We start from the raw sequence: 24894 nt of genomic DNA, 5'->3' as shown, positions 1-24894 counted from the left end.
GGCGTCATATGCCGGTGGGTGACCTACCATGCAGGCATGAGCGATCGTGCGATGCAGGAACCGACCCTCCTCCTCCTGACCGCGCTGGCGGACGAGCCCCGCCACGGGTACGCGATCGCCCGCGAGGTGGAGCTGATCTCGGGCGGGCGCGTCAAGATGCGCACCGGCACCCTGTACGGGGCCCTGGAGCGACTGCTGGGTCAGGGGCTGATCGAGGTCCACGAGGAGCAGATCGTCGACAGCCGGCTGCGCCGCACCTACAGCCTCACCGCCGAGGGCCGGCAGAGCCTGGCCGCCGAGGCGCAGCGGATCGCCGCCACCGCACGGGAGGCCGCGCGCCGCCTCGGCGTCTCCGGCAAGACGGCCACGGCGTGAACCCTCGTCTGCTGCGCCTGTACCCCGCCGGTTTCCGCCGCGCCTTCGGCGACGAGATGGCCGAGGCCTACCGGGAGGCGACCGAGGGCGCCGGCCCGGTCACCCGGCTGCGGGAGGCCGGCGACATCGTGGCGCACGCACTGCGCCTTCGCCTGGGGGTCGGGTCCGCGCAGCGCGGCGGCCGCCTGTTCGCGGCGGCGGCGCCCTTCGCGCTGGCCGCGACCGGCGCGCACGCCGCCTACCTGCTCGCCTCGACCCTCAACCTCGCCTACGTCACCGGCCGCCCCGACTTCGAGACTCCGCTCGGGTACGCGATCAACGGCTTCCACGTGCTGACCCTCATCGGTGCCGTGGTGGCGCTGGGCGGGCGGTTCGCCGTCGGCGCGCGAACCACCTTCGCCGGGGCCGCCGGGACCACGACCTGCTTCGTCATAGCTGTGCTGCCGGGCGCCCTGGACATGCCGCTGGAGCACCTGGCCTACCTGCTACCACCGCTCGCGATCGCCGCCCTCCCGCTGCTCTGCCCTGCGGACCTGCACCCGCCCTGCCGGATCCGGACCACCACGGGGCTGCTGGCGCTGCTGCTGTGGACCCCGCTGTCCGTGGTACTGCTCGCCCTGCTCGATGCGGGCGGGCTCGGCATGATCGTGCTGTGGCGCTTCGCCGTGACCGTGGTCGCCGCCCTCGCCCTGGCGGGCCGCCCGGCCCTGTCCGGCATTCACACCGCCGGCCGGTTCGCCCTGACCTCGGCCCCGTTCCTGATCCTGGGCCACTTCGCGGGGGTGGTGCGCGAGGACACCGCGTTGCCGTGCCTGGCCCTGCTCGGGGCCACGGCGCTGACCTTGCGCCTGTGGCGTCGTAAGCGCTCGGACACGGCCGGCCACGCCTGAGCCGGCGATCGGCCGGCCGGGTCAGACCTCGGCCCCGGCGGCGGTGATACGGATCTTGGACTGGCCGTGGCCGAGCTCCTCCCAGTCGTCCATGAAGCGCGCCGACAGCCCGTGTGCGGCGGCGAGGTCGACGAGGGTCCGGGTGCGGTAGTAGAAGTCCTCGCGCAGCACATGATGTTCGGTGCCGGTGGTGCGGTCGAAGGTGAAGTCGAAGTGGCCGCCGGGCGCGAGCACGCGGCCCACGTGGGCAAAGCACTCCTCGATGACGTCGATCGGCGAGTGCGAGAAGACGCTGTGGGCGTGGACGACGTCGAAGTAGCCGTCCGGGAGGAAGTCCAGCGTCAGGTTCCTGGTGAGGGTCAGGTGCGGGACCTTGGCCTGGAGGCCGCGCTCGGTCAGGGTCCGCTTGGCGGCGATGAGGATGTCGGGCGAGATGTCGATGCCGTAGTAGTGGCCGGCGTCGAGGTAGTCGATGAAGCGCCAGCCGGCCCGGAGGTTGCCGCAGCCGATGTCGAGCATGCGCGCCCCGGGCTTCAGACCGTGCCCGAGCAGGTAGTCGAACTGCATCTGCCCGAGGGCGAGCCAGCGTTCGTGGGTCTGGCTGCCGACCGCGGACTCGGGGTTGCGGCGGGTGTCCGAGGCCATCACGGCCCGGTAGTAGCTGACGTGGTCGGGGTGCTTGAAGGCCAGCCACCGGTCGCGGGCGGCGCGCTTGAGGTACGGGGCGATGCGGTGGGGGCGGCTCGCGGCGTAACGGACCTTGTGGACGAGGGATTCCCGGTTCGCGGTGAGGTTCTTCCTGGTGGCCATGCGCACTCCGTCTCCATCGCAAATGACTCCCCGACGGCGGGCAGGAGCGACTGCCGCCGGGAAGGATCTTCAGGTCCCACCATACGTCGGTGACCGACATATACAAACCACTGGAGTGTTCCGGGAAGCAGAAGGCGCCACGCGGCGTACGGAGAGTTCGCGGGTATGGAAATTGTGGTGATATCGACCAGATTGCCACTGCATGTCCCTCTGGTCCACGCAACGCGCCCGGGGTGTGACCTGTCGTCAGCCGCACCCGCGATGACGGCATGCAGAGATGACGGGGCGGGTCGCTGCGTCGCGATCGCGGGCACGGCCCCTCGGGGACGACGGTTCCACCGCCGGGGCCGGTGAGGCCCACGCGCGGACCGGACGCCGCCCGCACATCCGCGCGCTCCTCGCGGAGGGCGAAGGACGGGACCTGTCCCGAAGTCACCGTCACCCGGCCGGGGCGGTCCGTTCCCCGAGCAGCCGGGTGCGGAACAGGTCGAGGACCGTGTCCAGCGCCTGCCGTGTGGGCTGCCCGGGTTCGTCGATGAGATGTTCCGTCAGGACGGAGTGCGGCGCCAGGGCGCTCTGCGGGTTCGCCGCGCCGGCGTCCAGTTCGACGGCGACGAAGGCGTCGCCGAGTTCGCGCCGCAGGTGCGCGAAGCGGTCGCCGGGTACGAGCCGGTCGCCCCGGAAACGCAGCCCCAGCACCTGGAGCCCGTCGCGCTCGCAGCGGCCGCGGACGACCGCGAGGTCCTCGGGGCTGATGTCGATGGCCCCGGCGCGGCTCGTGGTGCAGGCCAGCGGCAGCGACGGCTGGGACAGCACCGGCGCGACAAGGCGCTCGTCCGTGGCCATGGCCAGGGCGAATCCGCCGGTCAGACACATGCCGACGGCGCCGACCCCGGGGCCGCCGCAGCGCTCGTGCTCGGCGGCGGCCAGGGCGCGCAGCCACCGTACGACGCGCGAACTCCGCCCCGTGGCCAGCACCGTGAACTCCCGGCTCACGCACACCTGCCACATCGACGCCGCCATGTAACGGCCGGCGCTCGGCCACCCGACGGCGCCGGGGTTCGGGTCGCGGCCCGGTTCACCGAAGAGCACGGGGAGCACGGCCGTGCAGCCGGTCGCGGCGACGTGCTCGGCGAACTCGATGACCTTGGGGGTGATGCCCGGGATCTCGGCCATGACGATCACGGCGGGACCCGTGCCCCGGCGCAGGATCCGGCGGGTGGCGCCGTCATGGGTGAACATGCTCGTCCCGAACCCGCTCAGGTCGTGGTCTGCCACGCGCCCGGCTCCTTCCCGCGGCCCTCTCGGGCGACATCACGTTACCGATAGGTAGTGCCTGCGGCGCCTCGCGGTCAAGAGTTCCGGCCGCTTCACCGTCGTCACCCCCTGACGGAGCGGCCACCGCATGCCCACGCGCTGTGACCGGCCTCTATGCTGCGGGAATGATCAAGCCCATTGAACTCGTCATATTCGACTGCGACGGAGTGCTGGTCGACAGCGAACGCATCGCGGTGCCCATCCAGGTCGCGCTCGGCGCGGAGCTGGGCTGGCCGCTCACCGAGGGCGAGGTCATGGAGCGGTTCACCGGGCGCTCCACCGCCTCCATCCGCCAGGACATCGCGGCACGGGTCGGCGACGAGGCGGCCGACATCTGGCACCGGCGCTTCGAGGAACGCCACCGTGAGGCGGTGGACACCGGTTTGTCGGCCGTCGAGGGGCTGCCCGAGGCGCTCGGCGCGATCACCCTGCCGACCTGCGTCGCCTCCAGCGGCTCGCACGAGAAGATGCGCCACACCCTCGGGCACACCGGCCTCTACGAGCACTTCGCGGGCCGCATCTACAGCGCCACCGAGGTCCGGTACGGCAAGCCGGCGCCGGACCTGTTCCTGTACGCCGCCCAGCGGATGGGCGTCGACCCGGCGGCCTGTGCGGTCGTCGAGGACAGCCGCCCCGGGGTCGAGGCCGCCCGCGCCGCCGGCATGCGCGCCTTCGGCTATGCGGGGGGCCTGACTCCGGCCGAACGACTCGAGGGCGCCGGCACCGTCGTCTTCCACGACATGCGCGAACTGCCCCGTCTCGTCTCCGGGAGCGACGGGTTCTGACGACGCCCGGCCGACGGGCCCGCCACACCCCAGGAGGGGCGGCGGGCCCGTCGTTGTCCGCAGACCGGTCTACGCGGTGGGCGACAGGACGGTGTCCTCCGGGCGGCGGGCCGTGGACGGGGTGCTGCCGGCGACGATCAGAGCGAGGAGGACCGCGGCGGCCTCGCTCTGCAGGATCCGGGCGGCCTGCTTCAGCCGCCCGGGGTCGGGAACCGGGATGGACAGGGCCACGCACTCCGCGTTCGGGCCCGCGGTGATCGGTACCGCCGCGCACACCGTGCCGATCGCGTACTCCTGGAGGTCGAGGAGCGGTGCGTTCGGCGGGCGGTGGTCGAGCTGGTGGAAGAGGTCCTGCTGGCCGGTGAGGGTGTGCGGGGTGAAGCGGGTCGGCCGGTGGCGCGCCAGGTGGTCCTTCCGTTCGTCGTAGTCGAGTTGGGTCAGCAGTGCCTTGCCCACCGCGGAGGCGTGGGCGGCGACGCGGAAGTCGACCCACTCCTCGACCACGGGTGCGGCCGGGCCGTCGGCGTACTGGGTGATGGAGACCTCGCCGTCGGTGTAGCGGGCGACGTAGACGGCGGCGCCGACGGCGTCCCGTACCCAGGCGAGGGTCTCGCGCAGGTGCCCGCGCCCTTCTCCGGTCGCCGAGTCCGCCAGCACGAGGGCGTTGCCGGCGATGTACGCGTCCGGTGCGATCGGGGTGGCGAGGTTCGCGCGGATCAGCTGCTCCGTCGCCCGGGCGAGGACCAGTTGGGGCAGTGCCGTCTCACGGGCGATCTGTGTCAGGTTCACCCCGCCCGAGTAGCGGTTGATGACCTCCAGGACCCGCAGTGCCTGGTGGACGGATTCCAGCGGGGCGGGCGCCGGGCGTCCTTCGGGGGTCTTGCGGGCGGCGTGGGTCAGCTGCGGCTGTTTGAGGGCTTCCAGTGCCCATCCGTTCGCCTGGTCCGTCAGGTAGAGCGGGTTGAGCCGTGCGTTCTGCGCGACGGCGACCGCCACTTGCGGGCCCGGGGTGAAGACCTCCCCCAGGTCGGGGTGGTCCTTGCGGGGGCGGGCCCTGAGGGCCTGGCGCAGTCGTACGGGGAGCCGGCACGGGGGCCGGCCGGCCCGGCCGGGGCCGGTGGTGAGGGTGCTGAGGTCCTGGGTGGTGATGGGCGGGGAGGTCCAGATGACCGAGGCGCCGAGGGCCTCTTCGAGGTTCTCGGGGAACTGCGGCAGGGGCGGCAGGTGCTCCTCCGCGGGCAGGGTCCGTGCCTGGCGCATCCAGTAGCGGGCGGTGGCGACCTCGGCGCGGGCGAGGTGGAGGAGGTAGAGGCAACGGGCGGCGGTCCGCGAGCCCGCGCCGGCCGCGTACTGGAACCAGAACTGCGCGCCCTCCATCCGGTCGGACAGGTGGAGCAGGCAGCCGAACAGCAGCGCCGAGTCCACGCCGTGGGGCCAGGAGTCGGCATCGAGCGCGAGTTCGGCGAAGGCCCGGCTCTCCACGAGGCACCAGGCGAGGTCGTCCAGACCCCGGGCGGCCCGCACATGGCAGGCGGCGTCCAGGACGAGGTCGTCGTCGGCGGCGGCGCAGGCGGAGGACGCCTGCCTCCGCGCCGGCGGGACGGTGGCACCGGGCGGGCCGGCCGTGCCGGTTGCGGAGCGGGCACGGTCGGCGACGATCCGGCGGGCGATCCGGCGGCGGGCCGCCCCCTCGTCGTATCCGGCGTACTCCTCCGCGAGTACCGTCGCGTCCTCCAGGGCCGCGTCCAGATCGCACAGCGGCATGTCGCGGTGGCGGGGCATGTCGCGGTGGCGGGGCATGTCGCTCACTGGTCTTTCTCCTCTCCGGGGATCCAGTCCACCCCGAGCTTGCGGGACAGGGTTCGGCGTGCGCCGCGGATGTGCGAGCGGACCGTCGCGGGGGTGATCCCCATCATCCGGGCGACGGTGTCGGAGTCGTTGCCGAGGAGGAACGCCAGCAGCACCACGTCGTACTGCCGCTCGGACAGACCCGCGATCGCCGCGTACAGGCCGAGCTTCGACTCCAGCAGTTCGAGCCGCTCTCTGGAGGAGCGGCGCAGCGCGGCGAACCACGCCGTCTCCACCATCGCGACCTGGCGGCCCAGCGCCGCGAGCCGCCTCTCCACGTGCTCGCGCAGCACCGCCCAGGCGAAGCCGTGCAGGCTCGCCTCCTTCAGGGCCTGGTGCCACACCTTCAGCAGGAAGGTGAACACGTCGTCGACGACTTCCTCGGCGTCCTTGGGGTTGCCCAGTTGGAGGTGGGCGTAGCGCAGATAGGCGCGGTGCTGCTGGGAATGGAAAGCGGTGAAGTCCACCGGCAGTACGCCGGCCAGTTCGCTGGAGACCGCCTGGTCCCCCGATGGATCGAATTCGCCTTCGCTCATACGCTCCCCCACGGCTGTTCTTCGTCGCACGCCGGTGCGACGGGGACCTCTTGGTGGCGGGCGCGGGGAACGGCACGACGGTGGCCGGCGGTCGGTCCGCCGGTTCTCGTCCGTACGCCCGCGCCCGGCAGGCGCACGGGCGCCCTGAACACATGGATGACGAGACAACGGGCAGGGGTGACTAACAGCGCGAGGGCGGCCGTTTCGGCAACATTCACGTCGGCGCGGAACCTTCCAGATGGATCATGCACAATCGGCTGCCTGCCCCCGGACCGGCAGCCGCGGAGCTCTGTGCGCTCCCATTCACCACCCCATCGGAAAACGAGTCCGATCGTGCAGGCCGGTCCCGGAAAATCTTCCGGAGGAAGCGCATACGCCTCTCTGCGCGCCCCGGTTCACCTGCGCGCGCCCCTGGGCGCCCGCCGGGCGCCGTCTCCAGCGACGTGCGCCGATGTCCGCTGATGTGCCGCCCGTGCGGTCGCCCGCGGCCGCTCCCGTCACACGAACGGATGCCGCTGCCACCCCATCCGGTGGGACACGGCCCGACTCACCCCTCCGCGGTACGGGATGCCTGCATGGTGGGTCCAGCTTCCGGCGCCCCGGCTCCTCCGCCCCGCGCGCCCGTCGACCAGGAAGGGCGTGCCCCCATGGCGTTCGCGAGGACCCTGCTGCCCGTCGTGCTCTCCCTGGCCCTGGCCGGGGTCCCCGCCTCGCTCCCGGACGCGGCGGGCCGTGCGGCCGGTGCGGCGGCTGCGGCCGGTCCCACTGCCGTCGCCTACGACGGCCAGGTCGGCCACGAGACCGCGCTGTTCAGCGTGAAGGCCACGAACAACGCGGCGGCGCAGGAGTTCACCGTGGACGGCCCCCGGCTCTCCCGGGTGAGCGTCTGGCTGGGCAGCAAGGTGGCGAGGGGCACCGTGACCGCCCAGGTCCGCCGGGTCCGTACGGACGCCGCGTCGGCGATCGCCTCGACGACCCTGGACCTCGCCGCACTCGGCGGCGCCGGAGCCGGCTGGGTCGAGTTCCCGCTCGACGCCGCCGTCACCCCGGGCACCGTGTACTACCTGTTCCTCCAGGCGAGCACCGCGGAGAGCGGACCGATCGCCTGGTACGGCACCGTACGGTCCGTGCCCGGCTCGCTGACCGCCTGGAACTACGACAGGGCGTACTGGGGCGGCTGGCACGCCGCCACCTCCCGGCCGGCCTTCCACGTCAACCCCACCGGCAGCGAGCGCTGCGGGGAGACCGAGCCCTGCTACGTACCCGCTTCCGCCCTTGCCGCCCGTACCTCGGGCCTGTTGACCAACCGGGTCGCGACCGAGGCCGTCCTGCCCTCCTTCGCCGTGGGCGCCTCCTACGTCGACGGGAGCAACGTGCTGCGCCTGCCTTCCGGCCGGTGGCGGTACCTGCCCGACGGGGCGACGGCGTCGGCGGTGGTCTCGGCGGCCGACCCGGGCGCCCTGGCGCAGATCGAGGAGAGCCGCGCCTGGCTGGCGGCGGGTACGGTGCCGGGCGCCACGAACGCGCAGCGGACGGCTTCGCAGCGCGCCCTGCTGTCGATGAGGGCGCTGCTGAAACCGAACGGGGCGTTCGCCGCGGCGTGGGCGCCGCCGTGGGAGTACTCGTGGCCCCGCGACGGGGCGTTCGCCGCGGTCGCGTTCGCCGCCACCGGGCACGACGAGGAGGCGTACCGGATCCTGCGCTACGACGCGCTCACCCAGCGGGCCGACGGGACCTGGGAGGCCCGCACCCTGCTGGACGGCAGCGGCCCGCCGGACGCGCGGAAGTGGCAGCTGGACGCCAACGGCTGGGTCCCATGGGCCACTTGGCAGTGGTACCGGGCGGCCCCGGCGGGGGGACGGGACGACCGGCTGCGCGAGCTCTACCCGATGGTGCGCCGGGCGGCCGACCACGCCGCACGGTCGCTGGGGCCGGACGGGCTGCCGCCGGCCTCCCCGGACTACTGGGAGCTGGACACGACGACCACCAACATCGGTACCGCCGCTCCGCTGCTGGCCGGGCTCAACTCGGCGGCCGACCTGGCCGCCCGGCTGGGCAGGGGCGCGGACGCGGAGCGCTGGGGGGACGCGGCCCGGCGGCTGTCGGCCGGGATCGCCGCCGCCTTCGCCCCGCTGGGCTACCAGCGGACCGTCGACGGCAAACACGGCCGGGACAGCGCGGTGGCGTTCATGGCGCCCCCGTTCAACTCCGCCCCGGCCGGTCTCGGCGAGGCGCTGGACTCCACCTACCGGGCGCTGCTGCTGCCGAACGGCGGGGTCTCCCCCGGCAACGACCCCTCCTTCAGCTGGGGTTCGTACGCGTGGACGGCCAGCACCTCCTTCTTCGCCCTCGCCTGGGCCGGTACGGGTGAGCAGGCGAAGGCGGGCAGGGTGCTGGACTGGGTGCTGTCCCGGCGCAACGGGCTGGGTGAGCTGCCGGAGACGGTGAACGGGGCCGGGCTGCCGTCCGCCGTGGCGCCCTTGGGATGGACCGACGCGCTGGTGGTACTCACCGCGCTCGCCCTCCAGGGTTCCGCGCGACCCACGCCGCCCCCGGCGGCCGTGCATCATCGGTAGAGGGGCCGGCCCGTTGAGGGTCGCGTCCGTCATGCGCGTCGACGAGGAGACGGTCATGCGGGGCGGAACGGTCGCGGTGGTCGGCGGGAGCATCGCGGGGTGCGCCATCGCCACGGCGGTGGCGCGGGCGGGCGCCGGTGAGGTCGTGGTGCTGGAGCGCACGCGCGGGCGCCTCCAGGACCGGGGCGTCGGGCTGTGCATTCACAACGAGCGGGGCGCGGAGCTCGGTGCGAGCGGGGCGCTGCCCGCGGGGATCGCGGCGCACCCGCTGGAGCGGCGCCGCTGGGTGGTCCGCGACGATGCCCACGGGCCGGGTGGCCGGGTGATCTGGGAGCAGCCCTTCCCCTTCCACTCCTACCACTGGGGCCTGCTCTGGCACGGGCTCCGGGAGTCCGTGCCGGACTCGGTGGTCTACCGGCAGGGGGAGACGGTGACGGGCGTCGAGGAGGCGGGGAGCGCGGGCGCGGATGTCCGGCTCGGGGGTGGTTCCGTCGAGCGGTACGACCTGGTAGTGGGCGCCGACGGGTACCGGTCGGTGGTGCGCGCGGCGCTCTGCCCGGACTCCCGGCCGCAGTACGCCGGTTACGTGTGCTGGCGCGGCAACTTCGACGCGGCGCTGCTCCCCGGGCCCACCGGGCTCGGCAGCGTCGCGGACGCGTTCCCCGAGGCGGTGACCACGATCTGCTTCGCGGGCGGCTCGTGCGTCATCTACCGCATTCCCGGGCCGGACGGCCCGCGGGTGAACTGGGTGCTCTATGCCGCTCCGCCGCTGGACGGCAGCCTGCGCCTCGACGATCCGACGAGCTTCCCGCCCGGCGGCCTCACCCCGGCGCTGGCGCTGCAGCTGGCCGCGTTGCTCGATCGGGAGTTCCCGCCGTACTGGGGGCGGGCGCTCGCGCTCACCGGCCCGGCGGACACCTTCGTCCAGCCCATCTACGACGTGGAGACCCCACGCGCCGCCGCCGGCCGGCTGCTGCTCGCGGGGGACGCCGCGAGCGTCGTACGCCCCCACAACACGAGCGGCGCGGCGAAGGCCCTCCAGGACGCCACCGCCCTCGCCGACGGCTGGCGCGGCTGCGGAACCTTCGAGGAGCTGCTGCGCGGGTACCAGGAGACCCGGGGCGCCGCCGGACGGGACCTGGTCGCGCTGGCCCGCCGGCTGGGGCGCGCCCAGGTCGAGCGGACCCCGGCCTGGGCGCGCATGAACGGCGCCGAGATGGAGGCCTGGTGGCGGGGGCAGCTCGGCGGGTCCCCCGGTATCGGGGGCCGGGCGATGAACCCGTAGCGCGCGGCCCCCTCGGGTCAGCGATCCATGGTGGTGTTGCTGGTGATCGTGCCGTCGGAGCCGGAGACGGTGACCGCGTGGCGGACTCCGTCGGAGCCGATGACCACGGCCAGCCAGGCGCTCCCGCCGCCGTCCTGGGCGACCGCGCGCAGCCCCGCCACCTTGCCGCCCGGCACCGCCGCGGCCGCCTTCTCGGCCGCCTCGCCGATGGCCAGGGAGGGGATGGGTGCGGGCGCCGGGGCGCCCTTGCCGCTCCCGTGGCGGCCCGGCCCGCCGGGCGCGTCGGGTGCGTCGGGGGCCGCCTGGCGGCCGGGCTCGCCCGGGCCGCGTTCGTGGCGCGGTTCGGCGTTCTTCGGGCCGCCCCGGAGGCCGCCCTCGGGTCCGGGTCCGGCCCAGGCGAAGTGCGGGCCGCGCTCGACGCGGCCGTGGTGGTCGTGGTGCTCGGCCACGGCCACCGCCGTCACCACGCCCACGACCACCACGGCCGCCGCGCCCGCCGCCACCCAGCGGGCGCTCCGGCCGCGGGGGACGAGGCGGCCCAGGGCCGCGGACTTGCGGGCTCCGGCCTCGGGGACAGCCGGAGGGGCGGCATGGGCGGCGGTCTCGGCCTGCTCGGGCGGCGGGACAGAATCAGACATACGGGAACTCCTCAGAACAACCGGGCGTGGTGCGCGGCTCGTTCCCGAGCATGCTGAGCGGAAGCTGAAGCCCCGCTGAAGCCACCTGAAGACCTCTTCAGCCGGCGGCGGGGCTGTACTGCGATCCTGTCCGGCATGCGCGTACTGGTGGTGGAGGACGAACGGCGGCTCGCCGTGGCCCTGCAGCGTGGGCTGCAGTCGGAGGGGTTCTCGGTCGATGTGGCCCACGACGGGTCCCAGGGACTGTGGATGGCCACCGAGCACGACTACGACCTGATCGTGCTCGACATCATGCTGCCCGGCCTCAACGGCTACCGGGTGTGCGCGAAGCTGCGCGCGGCCGGAAACGAGTCGGGGATCCTGATGCTCACGGCGAAGGACGGGGAGTACGACGAGGCCGAGGCCCTGGACACCGGAGCCGACGACTTCCTGTCCAAGCCGTTCTCCTATCTGGTGCTGGTCGCCCGGCTGCGCGCGCTCGGCCGGCGTACGGGCCGTCGCCGTCCCCAGGTGATGCGGTTCGGGGACCTGCTGCTCGACCCCGCCCGTCACTCGTGTTCCCGGGGCGGGACGGAGATACGGCTGACCGCACGGGAGTTCGCCGTGCTGGAGTGCCTGGCCCGGCGCTCCGGTGAGGTGGTGCCCAAGCGGGACATCCTGGAACAGGTGTGGGACAGCGCCTTCGACGGCGATCCCAATGTGGTCGAGGTCCACGTCAGCGCCGTCCGCCGCAAGATCGACGCGCCGTTCGGGCGTGCCGCGCTGGAGACCGTGCGCGGGGCCGGGTACCGACTGGCGGCCGACGGTGGCTGAGCGGATCCGCCTGCGCGGGCGCGTGCGCGCCGCCCTGCACACCGGCCTGCGCGCGGTGCTGCGCCATTGGCCGGTGCTGCGGCGGTTGTGGCCCACCACGGTACGGGCGCGGGCGACCGTGGGCGCCAGTGCGGTGGTGGCCGTGGCCCTGGCGGTCGCCTCGTTCGCCCTGCTCGGGCTGCTGGAGGCGAACCTGCTCCGCAACGCCGAGAACGACGCCCGCCGGCAGGCCGAGAACGTGGCGCAGCTCGCCGCCACCGGCAAGCTGGGCCGCGTACGTCCGCCGGCCCGCGGCATCGACTTCGTCCAGGTGGTGGGCGCCGACGGCCGCATCCTGTTCGCCAGCCCGAACCTGGCCGGTGTGCCCGCCTTCCCGCCGCCCGCCCCCGGCATCCCCGGGACCCGGTTCCACACGTGGCGGGTCCGCCCGATCGACGGCGAGTACCGGCAGCGGGTCGTCCAGGTCGTCACGCAGACCCCGGACGGCATGGCCATCGTCTACGCCGGCGCCTCGCTGCGGGACGCGGACGCGGCCGACGACACCACCACCGCCGCCCTCGTCATCGGCATGCCCCTGCTGCTGGCCACCGTCGCCCTGGTGACCTGGCGGGTCACCGGCCATGCGCTCAGGCCGGTGGAGGAGATCCGGGCCGAGGTCGCCGGGATCTCCGACCGCGACCTGCACCGCCGGGTGCCGGTACCGGGCACCCACGACGAGGTGGCCCGGCTGGCCGAGACCATGAACGCCACCCTGGACCGGCTGGAGGCGTCCGGGATCCGGCAGCGGCAGTTCATCGCCGACGCCTCGCACGAGCTGCGCAGCCCCATCACCGTCCTGCGCACCCAGCTGGAAGTGGCCCTGGCCGTCCGGGACCCGGAGCTGTGGCCCGAACTGATCGGCGGGGCCCTGGAGGACATCGAGCGGCTCCAGCACCTCACGGCCGACCTGCTGCTGCTCGCGCGCATCGACGCGGCCCAGCCCGTGGTCACCGCCCCGCTGGACCTGACCGCCCTGGTGCGCGAGGTGGTGGAGGAGCGCCTCGGCGACCGGGTCCCCGTACGGATGCGGCTGGAGCCCGATGTCGAGGTCACGGCGGGCGCGCTGTGGCTCGGCCGGATCGTCACCAACCTCGTGGACAACGCGCAGCGCTACGCCGCGGGGCGCGTGGACGTCACCCTGCGCACCGTGAAGGGGGCGCGTTCGGGCACGGCCGTACTGGAGGTCGTCGACGACGGCCCCGGCATCCCGGCGGCGGACCGCGAGCGGATCTTCGAACGCTTCACGCGCCTCGACGACTCGCGCAGCCGCGATCACGGCGGAGCCGGCCTGGGCCTGGCCATCGCCCGCGACCTGAGCACCCACCACGGAGGCACCCTGACGGCGCAGGACGGCCCGGGGGGCGGCGCCCGCCTGGTGCTGCGCCTGCCGACTACGCGCCTGCCGTGACACCCGCGCCCGGCACGCTCCGCCGGGCGATCTCCGTACCGGCGGCGAGCAGGACCAGTGCGCACAGGGCGGCCCGCCACGGTGCGGACTCGCCCTCCGGGGCCGGGGAGACCCGGCGCTGCGGGTCGTAGGCGACCTTGATCTCCTCTCCCACCGCGGCGAGGGGCCGGTCGTCCTTGAGTTCGCCGGGGTAGCCGCCCGGGCAGCGCAGTTCGAGTCGGTACACGGTCTTCTCGGGCGGGCCGCCCTCACCGTACGAAGCCTGCACCTTGGTGTGGACCGCTCCGACGACGCAGGTGGCAACCTCGGCGCGCGCGGTCGCCTGATCGGCGGCCGTCACGGTGAGCAGCAGCCCGACGGCCAGGAACAGCACCCCGAAGAAGCCGGCGCTGCCGCCGACGCGCACGACGTACGCCGCGCACGCACCGGCGACCAGGAGCGCCCCGCCCGCCACCGCGACCGCTGTCGGCGGCGACGAAGGGCCCGCCAGGTACCAGTGGACCCATCCGTACACGGCCGCCGCGGCCGCTACGGGCAGGGCCACGGTGAACCACCGCATCCGCCGCCGCTCCGTTCCCGGCACGAGCACCACCCCCGCCTGGGGGACGTCGGCGGCCCGCGCCCGGTTGCCGTTGACACGACGTCAACTCCCTCTCCGTGGAAGGCGCGGAAAACCCGGTGCCGCGAAGGGGCCCGATCACTAGACTCGCCGTGCGCGCTGCCGACAGGGCACCGCGCCCATGCCGAGTGAAGAGAAGGGGAGCCGCGCCATGTGCACGTACCGCACCGCCGCCTTCGCTCCCCCGTCCCGGTACGACGTGATCCCGGTGTCTCGCAGCGCGCGGTGCCCGCTGCGCGGCCGGCACCGTATGCCCGTGACCCACTCCTAGGGTTCCGATCCCTTCCCGGGTTCCGTTCCCCGTCCCGCCTTCCGCGGGCCCGTGAGCCGCAATCCCGTACGTCCTCCTGCCCGGACCCCGTCCGGACGGGGACGGCGGCTGCGCCGGGCCGCGGTCGTGCCCCGGGTCATAGATCGCGCTGCCCTCTTCCCTCAGCACACTCGAAAGGCCTCGGGCCATGCGCGCCAACAGGCAGCCCCGTAGCACCACTTCCTCCACCGCCGTCCGCAACCTGGGCATCCTCGCCCACGTCGACGCGGGCAAGACCACCATCACCGAACGGATCCTGTTCGCGACCGGTGCCATCCACAAGCGGGGCGAGGTCCATCACGGCACGACCGTCACCGACTACGACGCCCAGGAACGCGATCGCGGCATCACCATCTTCGCCGCGGCCGTGAGCTGCGCCTGGGGCGGTCACCGCGTCAACCTGATCGACACCCCGGGTCACGTCGACTTCTCCGACGAGGTCGAACGTTCCCTGAGGGTGCTGGACGGGGCCGTCGCGGTCTTCGACGCCGTCGCCGGGGTCGAGCCGCAGAGCGAGACGGTGTGGCGGCAGGCGGACCGGCACGGTGTGCCGCGGATCGCGTTCGTCAACAAGCTGGACCGGGCGGGCGCCGACCTCGATACGGCCGTCGCGTCGATCCGCGGGCGGCTGGGCGTCGTACCCCTGGTGGTACAGCTGCCCATCGGGGCGGAGGACTCCTTCACCGGTGTCGTCGACCTGCTGGGAATGCGCGCGCTGAGCTGGGAGGCCGGCTCCGACACCTACCAGGAGGGTCCGGTGCCCGAGGCGCTGCGCGAGGAGGCCGCCGGGCGGCGCCGGCTGCTGGAGGAGACGGTGGCCGAACTGCACGCCGACGCCCTGGAGGAGTTCTGCTCGGCCTCGGCCCTGACGGAGCGCACCCTGGCGCGCGCCCTGCGGGAGCTGACGCTGCGCGGGGACGGTGTGGTGGTGCTGTGCGGCTCGGCGTACCGCAACCGCGGCATCGAACCCTTGCTGGACGCGGTCCTCGCGTACCTGCCCTCGCCCTCCGACATGCCTCCCGTACGGGGCCTGGCGCCGGACGGTGCGGAGCAGGAGCGGGTTCCCGACCCGGCCGAGCCGTTCGCGGCCCTCGCCTTCAAGGTGACGGCGACGGCGACCGGTCGGCTCACGTACCTACGGGTCTACGCGGGCACCCTGCGCAAGGGCGCGACGGTACTGGACGCGGCCACGGGCCGTACGGAGCGGGTCGGCCGGATCCTGCGGGTCCAGGCCGACCGGCACGAGGAACGGGAGGAGGCGGTGGCCGGTGACATCGTCGCGGTGGTCGGGCTGAAGGCCGCCCGGGCGGGCACGACCCTGTGTGCGCCGGGCGCGCCGCTGGTCCTCGAACCGCCGTCGGTGGCCGAGCCGGTGGTGTCGGTCGCGGTCGAGGCCCGTCGCAACAGCGACACGGGACGGCTCTCGGCGGCGCTGGCGCGCCTCGCCGAGGAGGACCCGTCGCTGGTGGTGCGGTCCGATGCGGAGAGCGGCCAGACCGTGCTGTCGGGGATGGGCGAGCTGCACCTGGAGGTCGCGGTGGAGAAGATCCGCAGCGGCCACGGGGTGGAGGTCGTCGTCGGCCGGCCGCAGGTCTCCTACCGGGAGACCGTCGTGCGCGGGGTGAGCGGTCTGGTCCACCGGCACGTCAAACAGGACGGTGGCGCGGGCCAGTTCGCGCACGTCGTCCTCGACGTCGAGCCGCTGGACGAGCCGTGCTTCGAGTTCCGGTCGACGGTCGTCGGCGGGCGCGTACCGCAGGAGTACGCGCGCGCCGTGGAGGCCGGCTGCCGGGACGCGCTCGCCGAGGGCCCGCTCGGCGGGTTCCCGGTGACGGGGCTGCGGGTCACGCTCACGGACGGGGCGACCCACTCCAAGGACTCCTCGGAGATGGCGTTCCGGGCGGCGGGCCGGTTCGGGCTGCGCGAGGCCCTGCGCCTGAGCACGATGGAGCTGCTGGAGCCGCTGGCCGAGGTGACCGTGACGGTTCCGGAGGACGGCGTGGGCGGCGTCCTGGGTGATCTCGCGGCCCGCCGCGGCCGGGTGTCCGGTTCCACGGCGGAGGCCGGGACCGCCGTGATCACGGCGGCCGTACCGCTGGCCGAGCTCTTCGGCTACGCGTCCCGGCTGCGCGGCCGGACGCAGGGCCGGGGCACCTTCACCACCCGGCCGGCCGGTCTCGCACCGGTACCGGCCTCGGTCGCGGGCGCCCTGCCGGCCCGGTGACGGCGCCGTTGCCGCCCGCCCCGCCCCCTGTCGTGGGGGCGGGGCGGGCCACGCCCTGCCACTAAGCTGCGGCCTTCGGGGGTTCCAGCAGACAGGCAAGGTGAACATGTTCGAGTCGGTGCAGGAAAATCCCTACCCTGACAGCCACGTCCTCGGCGAGGGCCCGGAGCCGCACCCGCTGCTGCGGCCCGTACTGCCGCTGCTGGGCCGGTGGCACGGGCGGGGGCAGGGCGAGTACCCGACGCTCGAGAAGGACTTCGCCTACGAGCAGGAGATCACCTTCAGCCACGACGGCCGTCCCTTCCTCCGCTACGAGGCCCGCGCCTGGCTGATCGACGCCTCCGGGGCGCCCGTACGGCCGGCGGGACGCGAGGCCGGGTGGTGGCGGGTGACGCCGGACGCCGCCCTGGAGGTCGTGCTCGCCCACCCCACCGGCATCGTCGAGACGTATGTCGGGCGGGTGTCCGGCGCGGAGATCGAGATCGAGACCAAGGACGTGGCGCTGACCCCGCTGGCCAAGGAGGTCACCGGTACGCGGCGCCACTACACGGTGGGGGACGGCGAGCTGACGGTCGTTCACGACATGGCCGCGGTGGGACAGCCCCTGCAGCACCACCTCACGACGCGCCTGCGCAAGCGCTCCGCCTGATACGTCCCTGCCGGTCCGGCCTCGCGGAGATCACCCGGGTGCCCCGGCACGGCTGCGGGTGCTGCGGACCGCGCCGTCGCATAGTCGGTGGCAGGCCCGAGCCGGAGGCCGTGACCGTGGGGAGTGACCGTGGTGCTTGTGGGACGACGCGCCGCCCTGGCGGCCCTGGTGTGTGCGGGGGCCGCCGGGTTCGTGCCCGGCACCGGTTCCTCTGCGGCGGCATCGCCGTCGCCGGTGGCCGCGGCTGCCGGCGCCGCCGCCACCGCCGGTCCGCGCCCGCCGGCCTCCCTTCTCGGCGATGAGATCCGCCGACTCCCCACGTCCCGCAAGGCTCTGGCCCTCACCTTCAACGCCGCCTGGGACGATGCCGGGGTCGACACGGTGCTGGCCGAACTGCGGCGGCGAAAGCTGCCCGCCACCTTCTTCCCGACCGGTCGGTTCGCCGAGGCCGAACCGGCTGCGGTGCGCGCCATGGCGGACGCGGGGCACGGACTGGGCAACCACTCGTACAGCCACCCCTACTTCGACGACCTGAGCACGACGGAGCGGGCCGACGAGGTGAGTGCCGCCGATGCGGCCATCCGGAAGGCGTCCGGGACCGAGCCGCTGCCGTTCTTCCGGTTCCCGTACAGCTCCACCACCCCGGAGTCGATCGCCGATGTCAACGCGCTGGGCTACGCGGCGATCGAGTTCAGCGCCGACACCAACGGCTATCTCGGCCCGGAGGGCGGCATGAGCGTGGACCGTGCCGTCCGGCGTGCCGTCGACGCCTTCGCCCCGGGGGCGATCATCCAGATGCACGTCGGGAGCCACGGGGACGGAGTCGTCCTCGACGCCGAGGCCCTTCCGCTGATCATCGACGCTGCCCTGGCCGACGGCTACGAGGTCATCGACCTGCGCCGGTTCCTCGAAGCCTGACGAGTGACTCCGGCCGGGAACAGGCGGGGGCGCATATATCGGTGCGCCCCGGGCCCGCGGACCGCGTAATGTCTCGCCCTGTTGATCCCGGGGAGAGGACATTCATGCAGGTCAGATCCAGGCGCGGCTTCCTTGTCGCGGCCGCCGCCGTCACCGCGTCGGCATCCGTCGGCGCCTGCCGTCGCCGGGACGGTGCGAGCGGTGATCCGCTCGATGTGTCGGCGAGTGCGGATCTGCCCGTGGCACCGGAATCCGTGGCCGCCGACGGCACCACGATCGTGCTCGGTGACCCGGCCGCGCCGCTCGCCGTCCGGTTGTACGAGGACCTGAGCTGCCCGGCCTGCGCCGAGTTCGAGACGGAGGGCACCGCCCCGTACCTGAAGCGGGCGGCACGCAACGGCGGGCTGCAGTTGCAGTTCACGCTGGGTTCCTTCCTCGGTCCCGGATCGAAGTTCGCCGCGAACGCGCTGCGCGCTGCGGTGGATCGGAACAGGTTCGCCGAGTACCACGAACTTCTGTACCGCCACCAGGCCCGGGTCCGGAAGTCCGGGGGCTTCACGCGGGACCGGCTGCTGGGACTGGCGATCATGATCGAGGGTCTGCGCGGCCCGGAGTTCGACGCGGCCGTGCTGGACACGAAGTACCAAGACTTCGTCGAGGCCGCGGACGATGCCATGAGCAGGTCACCCGCCAAGGGAACCCCCACGATGGCGATCAACGGAACCCTGGTGCCGCCGGGCAGCCGGGCGTACTACACCGATCGCAGCAGCCTGTACCGACACCTGAAGAAGGTGGCCCGGGCCACGGGGTAGGAGCGCGGGGATGTCATGGGTGAGCGAGAAGGAAGTCGCTCTCCCCCGCCGAGTGCCTGGCCTTCGTACTGCACGACCTGTTCGCCGTCCGACGGCGGCGCGCTGCGCCCCTCGCTGCTCCGGCGCGGTGCGGGCGACGTCGCTTCCCAGGCCATCACCTTCGCCCGGTACGCCGAGGCGGCGCACGCGGCACCGGTCAACGGGATCCCGGGGGCGCTGTCGGTGATGGCGTTCACCTTCCGGGACGGCAGGATCATCGCGCTGGACATCCTCACCGACCCCGAACGCCTGGCGCGCATCGACCTGAGCGTCCTCGACGGCTGATACACGCCTTCGGGGTGATCCACCTCACACTTTGTCAAAACTCCAAGCCCCGGGGTGCCTTGCGGACGAATCCACGAGGACGAAGGGGCAGCGCCATGACCAGGAGCACGGATGCGGTCGCGACCGGCGGCGCAACCCGGTCGCGCCGAGCCGCACCGGGTCCGGGATCGTGCCGCTCCTGTGGTGAACCCGTGCGTGATGCGCGGTCATTCCGTGCCCCTCGGGTGAACTTCTGGACCTCGCGCGGGCTTCGACGCCCGGTCGGGGCGATACGTGGCCCTCGCACCTCACAGGTCGTGACGGAGGGAATTCGGCTGGTAGTAATTAGGTGAATTCCTGACTGAATTCCCGTCAACAAGCCTCCGCTTCATATCTCGATTTGATAACAACCCACCCTCGAAGGACTGGACCATTCGCAGGCGACGCGCGTAACTGTCCTTTGTTTATTGGAAGTTGATTGTTCGTCAAATCAGGCCGACAGGTAACGGAATGATTTCTCGAACCACGCCCCCGTTTGTCCGAATTCTCCTCCGCATTCGTCTGGCAGGCTTCCGCGCACCCAGTCTTCCGACAACGATTTGAGGTGCCCATGACAGGACGTCGCAGACGGCCTGCCACCGCCGCCGCCGCCGACCACCGCCGCAAACCCCGGCGGTTGATACTCGTCACCGCCGCCACCGCAGCGGCGGGGCTGATAGCCGCAGGCATCGCCTATTCCGGAATCGGCGACGGCGCCCAGGCGGCGGCGCCCGTACAGGCCGCCGCCGCCGAGGCACCGGCCGCCGCACCCGCGCGCGACCAGGAGCCCGAGCCGATCGCGGCCGCGCCCTCCAACGAGACCGAGCGCGGCTTGATCTTCGACGGGCTGGAGGCCGCGCCGAAGGGCGACAAGTGCGTGGGTGTCTACCGCACCACCGCCGGGCTGTGCACCCACGGCCCCGACGCCCCGCCCAAGGGCGTCGACATCACGAAGGACATCGAGCCCGCCGTCAAGGAGAAGGCTCCGGCGGCCGATCCGGCCAGCCCCGCGGCCGCCGACCCGGCCAGCAAGGAAGGCGGCGGGCGTCCTCAGGACGCGCCCGCGGCCGACGCCTCGGCCGCCAAGGCCTCCGCGCCCGAACCGGCGGCCGCGGCCGGCAGCCAGAACGTCGCCGCCGGCCCCGCGGGCCAGACCGTCCAGTGCGAGGGCGACGGCAGCACCGGCAACCGCGTGCAGGTCGTCTACGTCCACGCGCCGGGCAAGGACCGATACTCCGAGTACGTCGCCTCGTTCCGCAAGTGGGCCGCCGACGCCGACCTCATCTACTCGGCGAGCGCCAAGGAGACCGGCGGAGTACGTCACATCCGTTATGTGACGGCCGCCGACTGCACCCCGACCGTGCTCAACATCGAGCTCCCGGCCTCGGCACTGGCCGAGTTCAGCGCGACCAACAACGCGCTCGCCGGCAAGGGCCTCGACCGTCGCGACCGCAAGTACATGATCTTCGCCGACACCCAGGTCTACTGCGGCATCGGTACCTTCGCGGGCGACGAGCGGCCCGGCCAGGCCAACCAGAGCAACTTCGGTCCCTCCTACGGGCGCACCGACTCCGGCTGCTGGGGCGGTCACACCGCCGCGCACGAACTCGGCCACAACCTGGGCGCCGTCAACAACAGCGCCCCGAACACCAGCCGTGGCGCGCACTGCACGGACGAGTACGACGTGATGTGCTACTCGGACACCCCGTACTACCCGCAGATGCGCAACATCTGCACCAACCAGGCGTCCGAGAACATCCTGGACTGCAACCACGACGACTACTTCCACACGAGTCCCAAGCCCGGCAGCTACCTGGCCACGCACTGGAACATCGCCGACAACCAGTTCCTGATGAAGAGCAAGGGCGGCGGCGGCACGGACCCGGGTCCGAACCCCAACCCGACCCCGACGCCCACCAAGAAGCCCACGCCGACGCCGACCAAGAAGCCCACCGGCGGACCGACCGTGACGGCGGCCCAGATCCAGGCCGACTCCGTCGTCGTGAGCTGGCCCAAGGTCGACGGTGCCACCTGGTACGCGGTGCAGCTCAACGGCAAGCACCTGACGTGGGTCCAGTCCCAGGTGCTCCGCATCTACAACCTGCAGCCCAACACCGCCTACAAGGTCACCGTCTCGGTCCGCGACAGCTCCGGCCGTGACACCGGACCCGGCAAGGCCGCGTCCTTCCGTACGACGGGCGCGGGCGGCGGCGCGACCACCCCGGGCACCCGCTACGTGCTCGGCAACGGCAGCACCGGCATGGCCGCCGAGGTCTGGGGCGGCCGCACCGCCGACGGCACCGTGCTCGTCGGTGGCCGCACCAACGGCTACGCCCAGCAGCAGTGGTACTTCGACGACGCGGGCAGCGGCCAGGTTCGCATCAAGTCCGTGGCCACCGGCAAGTGCCTCCAGCCGGGCGGCACCCCCGCCGCGGGCATGTGGGTCTCCCAGCAGCCCTGCGGCAACGGCAACAAGGCGCAGGCCTGGAAGCTGACCTCGCGCGGCGGCGCGGTGACCGTGACGGACGCCAGTGGCGGCTTCGCCCTCACCGTGAGCAGCCGCCCCTACTACGGGTACTGGCTGCTGGACCTCCAGCGTGCGGACGGCCGTGCGACGCAGGCCTGGACCCTGCAGAAGTCCGGCTGATCACTGCCACGGCGCAGCACCACCTGACGCCCTGACGGCGTGAAACCACCCCGGCGGACGGTCGCCCAGCGCGGCCGTCCGCCGGCACCCCTCATCTTGACCGGAGCACCCCGACGATGCGCATACGAATCGTTTTCTCGGCCGCCCTGGCCACCCTCGGCCTCATGTTCCTGCTCCCCGCCGCGGCCCACGCCCACGGAGACACCGTGAAGGTGGTGGTGACCGGGCAGCGGGACGGCCACGTCACCGCCGATGTCACCTGGGAGAACGACGGGGACGCCGTCGACGAGGCCGTCGCCGCGACCGTGAACGCGGTCAGTGTCGACGGCACCCGCACCATGGGCCCGTGGCGCCTGGTCCGCGACCCTGCCGCGGCGCCCGCGGGCTGGACCACGGCCGAGACGCTGCCGCCGGGTTCGTGGAAGGTCGGCGTCGACGTGGGCTTCCCGGCCCTGGGGCACGGCGAACTCGAAGTGGCCGTACCCGTGGTGGACCCGGCTCCGGTCGCCTCCGTGACGTCTCCCGTCACGCCGTCCGCCGCGCCGCCGTCGGCTCAGGCGTCGGCCTCTCCCGCTTCGGCATCGGCCGCGTCCTCGGCGCAGGCACCGGACCCGGCCGCCGACACCCAGGGGTACGCCGTCTGGTGGACGACCGCGGGTGTCGCGGTGACGGCCGTGGCCGGTGCGGCCGTGGGTCTCCTGCTCCGCCGCCGCCGACGCGTGCGGCTGGACCGGCTCGGCTAGGCCGTCCCTTCCGGACCCGGACGATCACTCTTCCACACGGGCCCCGGCGGGAACCCGGCCGCCCGATCATGCGTCGTAGGGGACGCGAGGGCGGCAGACGGGCTGCGGCGGACGGGCGGGGCACCGGTGGTGGACGTGGCGGGGAGCGGTGCGCGGCGCACCGCCCGGTGGCGCTGGGGCACGGACGCGCGGGGCCGTACGGCCCGGACCCGTGGACGCGTTCCCGCGGCGCTCGCCGTACTGACGGCCGCCCTGCTGGTGTTCCATTCCTCGGTCCCCAACGCCGTGGGCCGCCCGGGCAGTCTGCTGGAGGCGTTCCTGCCCTGGCTGGGCCTCGCGGTCCCGGTCCTGCTCGTCGCGGCGCTGGTGCGCCGCTCGGTCAGCGCGCTGGTGGCCGTGCTGCTGCCCGCCGCCGCCTGGGCCGTTCTCTTCGGCGGTCTGCTGCTGCCCGCGGACCGCGGCGCGCACGACATCACGGCCGTCCAGCACAACGTGAGTGACGAGAACCCCGACCCCGCGGGCACCGCGCGCGCCCTGATCGGGTCCGCGCCGGACCTCGTCGCGCTGGAGGAACTGACGCCCGCCGCCCTGCCGGCCTACGAGGCGGCGCTGGCCCCCGAGTACCCGTACCACGCGGTCGAGGGCACGGTCGGACTCTGGTCGAGGCATCCGCTCACCGACGTCCGCCGCGTGGACATCAGGCCCGCGGGCATCGGGGAGGGCTGGAACCGTGGCCTGCGCTGCGGTGTGCGCACGCCCCGGGGCGAGATCGCGGTGTACGTGGCGCACCTGCCCTCGGTCCGCTTCCGGTCGACCGGTTTCGGCTCGGGCCCGCGGGACGAGAGCGCGCGGCTGCTGGGCGCGGCCGTCGCCGCCGAGAAGGTGGAGCGGGTGGTCCTGCTGGGCGACCTCAACAGCACGGTGGACGACCGGGGTCTCGCCCCGCTGACCTCCCGGTTGAGCGCGCCCCTGCGGGGGTTCGCCCTGAGCTGGCCCGCAGTCTTTCCGGTGGCCCGGATCGACCAGGTCCTGACCCGCTCGGCGACCGCCGCCGAGGTGTGGACGCTGCCCGCCACCGGCAGCGATCACCTGCCGGTCGCCGCCCGCATCAGGTTCGATGCCTCATAGCCGGATGACGAGCTTGCCCCGCACCTGGCCGTCCCGCAGCCGGCGGATGGCATCGGGTACCTCGGCGAGCGGGTAGATCCGGTCGACGGCGGGGGTCACCGCACCCGCCTCGATGAGTTCCGTGAGGGCTTCGAGGTCGCGACTGCGCACCAGGGTGCCGTGCGCGCGGAGCCGGTGCCCGACGAAGGGCGACAGCAGCATCGCGCCCAGCTGTCGCTCGTTGCCGCCGATCCACTTGCCGCCGCCCTCCCCGCCGACGATGGCGAGGGTGCCGCGCGGAGTGAGGGCGCGACGCAGCCGGGCTATGGGGCGGTTGCCCGCGATGTCCAGGATGACGTCGTAGCGGCGGCTGCCGTCGACGGGGTCCTGGTGCGTGTAGTCGAGGACCTCGTCGGCGCCGAGGGAGCGGACCAGGTCGGTCTTGGCGGTACTGCACACTCCGGTGACGTGGGCTCCGTAGGCCTTGGCCACCTGTACGGCGAAGCTGCCCACGCCGCCCGAGGCGCCGAGGACGAGGACGCTCCGGCCCGCTTCGACGCGTCCGCTGTCGCGCACGGCGCCCAGGGCGGTGCACCCGGAGACGGGTACGGCCGCGGCCTGTTCGAAGTCGAGGCCGGCCGGCTTGGGAGCGAGCGTGCCCTCCTTGGCGACGGCGTACTCGGCGAACGAGCCGGAGCAGTTGCCGTACACCTCGTCGCCCGGCCGGAAGCGGGTGACGTCCGGGCCGACGGCTTCCACCACCCCCGCGACATCCATGCCGCGGACGCGCGTCCTGGGTGTCCGCAGGCCCGACACGGCTCGGACCGCGTAGGGCAGGCCCGCCATGAGGTGCCAGACACCCTGGTCGACGCCGGCCGCGCGCACCCGTACGAGGACCTCGCCGCGGCCCGGCTCCGGCCGCTCCACCTCTTCGAGCCGCAGGACCGCGGGCGGTCCGTATCTGTCCTGGACCATGGCTTTCATGAGTCGTCTCCCTCGGTGACGGTGTACTGGAACACGGAGTCGAGCGGTACCTGGAACACGCGGGCGATCTCGAAGGCCTTCTCCAGGGAGGGCGAGTAGCGGCTCTGTTCGATGGCGATCACCGTCTGCCGGGTCACTCCGATCCGGCGGGCGAGCTCGGCCTGGGTCATCTCTCCGTTGGCGAAGCGCAGGGCCCGGATGCTGTTGGTGACCCGGGTG

23 protein-coding genes are annotated in these 24894 nt (G+C 73.3%); 15 read left to right on the top strand and 8 right to left on the bottom strand.

Going from position 1 to position 24894, the window contains the following annotated elements; translation table 11 throughout:
• Positions 1 to 36: 36 nt before the first annotated feature.
• Both OG373_RS37975 and OG373_RS37970 read left to right on the top strand, forming a co-directional pair.
• On the top strand, positions 37 to 375 hold the full coding sequence (locus OG373_RS37975) for a PadR family transcriptional regulator (RefSeq protein WP_397735759.1): 339 nt from the start codon (positions 37 to 39) through the stop codon (positions 373 to 375).
• Complete coding sequence (locus OG373_RS37970) at positions 372 to 1265, top strand: hypothetical protein (protein WP_405443344.1); 894 nt, start codon at positions 372 to 374, stop codon at positions 1263 to 1265. Before OG373_RS37975 ends, OG373_RS37970 begins: the two co-directional genes overlap by 4 nt.
• A 21-nt stretch (positions 1266 to 1286) precedes the next feature.
• Here the strand turns inward: OG373_RS37970 and OG373_RS37965 are convergent, their stop codons facing one another.
• Complete coding sequence (locus OG373_RS37965) at positions 1287 to 2075, bottom strand: class I SAM-dependent methyltransferase (protein WP_405443343.1); 789 nt, start codon at positions 2073 to 2075, stop codon at positions 1287 to 1289.
• A gap of 438 nt (positions 2076 to 2513) precedes the next feature.
• The gene (locus OG373_RS37960) at positions 2514 to 3353 is read right to left on the bottom strand and encodes a dienelactone hydrolase family protein (RefSeq protein ID WP_405443342.1); all 840 of its coding nucleotides are present in this window, start codon (positions 3351 to 3353) and stop codon (positions 2514 to 2516) included.
• Between the two features lie 164 nt (positions 3354 to 3517).
• Between OG373_RS37960 and OG373_RS37955 the strand changes: the two genes are divergently transcribed.
• Positions 3518 to 4177, top strand: coding sequence for an HAD family hydrolase (locus OG373_RS37955; RefSeq protein ID WP_405443341.1), 660 nt, complete (start codon positions 3518 to 3520; stop codon positions 4175 to 4177).
• Between the two features lie 69 nt (positions 4178 to 4246).
• Here the strand turns inward: OG373_RS37955 and OG373_RS37950 are convergent, their stop codons facing one another.
• Positions 4247 to 5077, bottom strand: a complete 831-nt coding sequence (locus OG373_RS37950; RefSeq protein WP_397735876.1) for an IclR family transcriptional regulator C-terminal domain-containing protein — start codon at positions 5075 to 5077, stop codon at positions 4247 to 4249.
• 905 nt (positions 5078 to 5982) lie between these two features.
• A complete protein-coding gene (locus tag OG373_RS37945) occupies positions 5983 to 6561 on the bottom strand; it encodes an RNA polymerase sigma factor (RefSeq protein ID WP_405443340.1) in 579 nt (192 codons plus the stop codon).
• 647 nt (positions 6562 to 7208) lie between these two features.
• Here OG373_RS37945 and OG373_RS37940 point away from each other — a divergent pair.
• Together OG373_RS37940 and OG373_RS37935 are read left to right on the top strand one after the other, a co-directional pair.
• Positions 7209 to 9137, top strand: a complete 1929-nt coding sequence (locus tag OG373_RS37940) for a hypothetical protein (RefSeq protein ID WP_405443339.1) — start codon at positions 7209 to 7211, stop codon at positions 9135 to 9137.
• Between the two features lie 31 nt (positions 9138 to 9168).
• Complete coding sequence (locus OG373_RS37935; RefSeq protein WP_405443338.1) at positions 9169 to 10422, top strand: FAD-dependent monooxygenase; 1254 nt, start codon at positions 9169 to 9171, stop codon at positions 10420 to 10422.
• A 17-nt stretch (positions 10423 to 10439) separates the two neighbouring features.
• On the opposite strand, the gene OG373_RS37930 is transcribed toward OG373_RS37935, so the two are convergent.
• Complete coding sequence (locus tag OG373_RS37930; protein ID WP_405443337.1) at positions 10440 to 11060, bottom strand: hypothetical protein; 621 nt, start codon at positions 11058 to 11060, stop codon at positions 10440 to 10442.
• Between the two features lie 135 nt (positions 11061 to 11195).
• On the opposite strand from OG373_RS37930, the gene OG373_RS37925 reads away from it, so the two are divergent.
• Together OG373_RS37925 and OG373_RS37920 are read left to right on the top strand one after the other, a co-directional pair.
• Positions 11196 to 11873 carry a response regulator transcription factor gene (locus OG373_RS37925; RefSeq protein ID WP_397735743.1) on the top strand — a complete coding sequence of 226 codons (678 nt, stop codon included), beginning with the start codon at positions 11196 to 11198 and terminating at the stop codon, positions 11871 to 11873.
• 76 nt (positions 11874 to 11949) lie between these two features.
• On the top strand, positions 11950 to 13320 hold the full coding sequence (locus OG373_RS37920) for a sensor histidine kinase (protein WP_405444348.1): 1371 nt from the start codon (positions 11950 to 11952) through the stop codon (positions 13318 to 13320).
• Here OG373_RS37920 and OG373_RS37915 read toward each other — a convergent pair.
• Entirely contained in the window at positions 13304 to 13879 is a 576-nt protein-coding gene (locus OG373_RS37915) for a hypothetical protein (protein WP_405443336.1), read from the bottom strand. The two genes, OG373_RS37920 and OG373_RS37915, sit on opposite strands and share 17 nt — an antisense overlap.
• A 518-nt stretch (positions 13880 to 14397) precedes the next feature.
• Here OG373_RS37915 and fusA point away from each other — a divergent pair.
• From fusA to OG373_RS37875, 8 genes are all read left to right on the top strand, one after another.
• Positions 14398 to 16473, top strand: coding sequence for an elongation factor G (gene fusA, locus OG373_RS37910; protein WP_405443335.1), 2076 nt, complete (start codon positions 14398 to 14400; stop codon positions 16471 to 16473).
• Between the two features lie 106 nt (positions 16474 to 16579).
• Positions 16580 to 17122: an FABP family protein gene (locus OG373_RS37905; RefSeq protein WP_405443334.1), complete on the top strand. Its 543-nt coding sequence runs from the start codon at positions 16580 to 16582 to the stop codon at positions 17120 to 17122.
• Between the two features lie 138 nt (positions 17123 to 17260).
• Positions 17261 to 18040 (top strand): polysaccharide deacetylase family protein, encoded by a 780-nt coding sequence (locus OG373_RS37900; RefSeq protein ID WP_405443333.1) that lies wholly within the window; start codon positions 17261 to 17263, stop codon positions 18038 to 18040.
• A 104-nt stretch (positions 18041 to 18144) separates the two neighbouring features.
• Positions 18145 to 18852, top strand: a complete 708-nt coding sequence (locus OG373_RS37895) for a DsbA family protein (RefSeq protein ID WP_397735735.1) — start codon at positions 18145 to 18147, stop codon at positions 18850 to 18852.
• Between the two features lie 15 nt (positions 18853 to 18867).
• Positions 18868 to 19176, top strand: a complete 309-nt coding sequence (locus OG373_RS37890) for a hypothetical protein (RefSeq protein WP_405443331.1) — start codon at positions 18868 to 18870, stop codon at positions 19174 to 19176.
• A 589-nt stretch (positions 19177 to 19765) separates the two neighbouring features.
• Positions 19766 to 21841: an RICIN domain-containing protein gene (locus tag OG373_RS37885; protein WP_405443329.1), complete on the top strand. Its 2076-nt coding sequence runs from the start codon at positions 19766 to 19768 to the stop codon at positions 21839 to 21841.
• Positions 21842 to 21957: 116 nt separating this feature from the next.
• Entirely contained in the window at positions 21958 to 22584 is a 627-nt protein-coding gene (locus OG373_RS37880; protein ID WP_405443328.1) for a hypothetical protein, read from the top strand.
• Positions 22585 to 22824: 240 nt separating this feature from the next.
• Positions 22825 to 23712 (top strand): endonuclease/exonuclease/phosphatase family protein, encoded by an 888-nt coding sequence (locus OG373_RS37875; RefSeq protein ID WP_405444347.1) that lies wholly within the window; start codon positions 22825 to 22827, stop codon positions 23710 to 23712.
• Here the strand turns inward: OG373_RS37875 and OG373_RS37870 are convergent.
• Together OG373_RS37870 and OG373_RS37865 are read right to left on the bottom strand one after the other, a co-directional pair.
• Positions 23707 to 24675 carry an NAD(P)-dependent alcohol dehydrogenase gene (locus OG373_RS37870; RefSeq protein ID WP_405443327.1) on the bottom strand — a complete coding sequence of 323 codons (969 nt, stop codon included), beginning with the start codon at positions 24673 to 24675 and terminating at the stop codon, positions 23707 to 23709. The two genes, OG373_RS37875 and OG373_RS37870, sit on opposite strands and share 6 nt — an antisense overlap.
• The gene (locus OG373_RS37865; RefSeq protein ID WP_405444346.1) at positions 24672 to 24875 is read right to left on the bottom strand and encodes a helix-turn-helix transcriptional regulator; all 204 of its coding nucleotides are present in this window, start codon (positions 24873 to 24875) and stop codon (positions 24672 to 24674) included. Before OG373_RS37865 ends, OG373_RS37870 begins: the two co-directional genes overlap by 4 nt.
• Between the last annotated feature and the right edge of the window lie 19 nt (positions 24876 to 24894).

The sequence above is a fragment of the Streptomyces avidinii genome (assembly GCF_045161815.1).
GTDB classification, from domain to species: domain Bacteria; phylum Actinomycetota; class Actinomycetes; order Streptomycetales; family Streptomycetaceae; genus Streptomyces; species Streptomyces avidinii.
This window is presented reverse-complemented; position numbering and strand designations above follow the sequence as displayed.

Excerpts from the sequence above, each read along its gene's own strand:
- OG373_RS37975 (WP_397735759.1), top strand. The coding sequence starts at position 37 with ATGAGCGATCGTGCGATGCAGGAACCGACCCTCCTCCTCCTGACCGCG.
- OG373_RS37965 (WP_405443343.1), bottom strand. The coding sequence starts at position 2,075 with ATGGCCACCAGGAAGAACCTCACCGCGAACCGGGAATCCCTCGTCCAC.
- OG373_RS37955 (WP_405443341.1), top strand. The coding sequence starts at position 3,518 with ATGATCAAGCCCATTGAACTCGTCATATTCGACTGCGACGGAGTGCTG.
- OG373_RS37945 (WP_405443340.1), bottom strand. The coding sequence starts at position 6,561 with ATGAGCGAAGGCGAATTCGATCCATCGGGGGACCAGGCGGTCTCCAGC.
- OG373_RS37940 (WP_405443339.1), top strand. The coding sequence starts at position 7,209 with ATGGCGTTCGCGAGGACCCTGCTGCCCGTCGTGCTCTCCCTGGCCCTG.
- OG373_RS37935 (WP_405443338.1), top strand. The coding sequence starts at position 9,169 with ATGCGCGTCGACGAGGAGACGGTCATGCGGGGCGGAACGGTCGCGGTG.
- OG373_RS37930 (WP_405443337.1), bottom strand. The coding sequence starts at position 11,060 with ATGTCTGATTCTGTCCCGCCGCCCGAGCAGGCCGAGACCGCCGCCCAT.
- OG373_RS37925 (WP_397735743.1), top strand. The coding sequence starts at position 11,196 with ATGCGCGTACTGGTGGTGGAGGACGAACGGCGGCTCGCCGTGGCCCTG.
- OG373_RS37915 (WP_405443336.1), bottom strand. The coding sequence starts at position 13,879 with ATGCGGTGGTTCACCGTGGCCCTGCCCGTAGCGGCCGCGGCGGCCGTG.
- fusA (WP_405443335.1), top strand. The coding sequence starts at position 14,398 with ATGCGCGCCAACAGGCAGCCCCGTAGCACCACTTCCTCCACCGCCGTC.
- OG373_RS37905 (WP_405443334.1), top strand. The coding sequence starts at position 16,580 with ATGTTCGAGTCGGTGCAGGAAAATCCCTACCCTGACAGCCACGTCCTC.
- OG373_RS37895 (WP_397735735.1), top strand. The coding sequence starts at position 18,145 with ATGCAGGTCAGATCCAGGCGCGGCTTCCTTGTCGCGGCCGCCGCCGTC.
- OG373_RS37890 (WP_405443331.1), top strand. The coding sequence starts at position 18,868 with ATGGGTGAGCGAGAAGGAAGTCGCTCTCCCCCGCCGAGTGCCTGGCCT.
- OG373_RS37885 (WP_405443329.1), top strand. The coding sequence starts at position 19,766 with ATGACAGGACGTCGCAGACGGCCTGCCACCGCCGCCGCCGCCGACCAC.
- OG373_RS37880 (WP_405443328.1), top strand. The coding sequence starts at position 21,958 with ATGCGCATACGAATCGTTTTCTCGGCCGCCCTGGCCACCCTCGGCCTC.
- OG373_RS37870 (WP_405443327.1), bottom strand. The coding sequence starts at position 24,675 with ATGAAAGCCATGGTCCAGGACAGATACGGACCGCCCGCGGTCCTGCGG.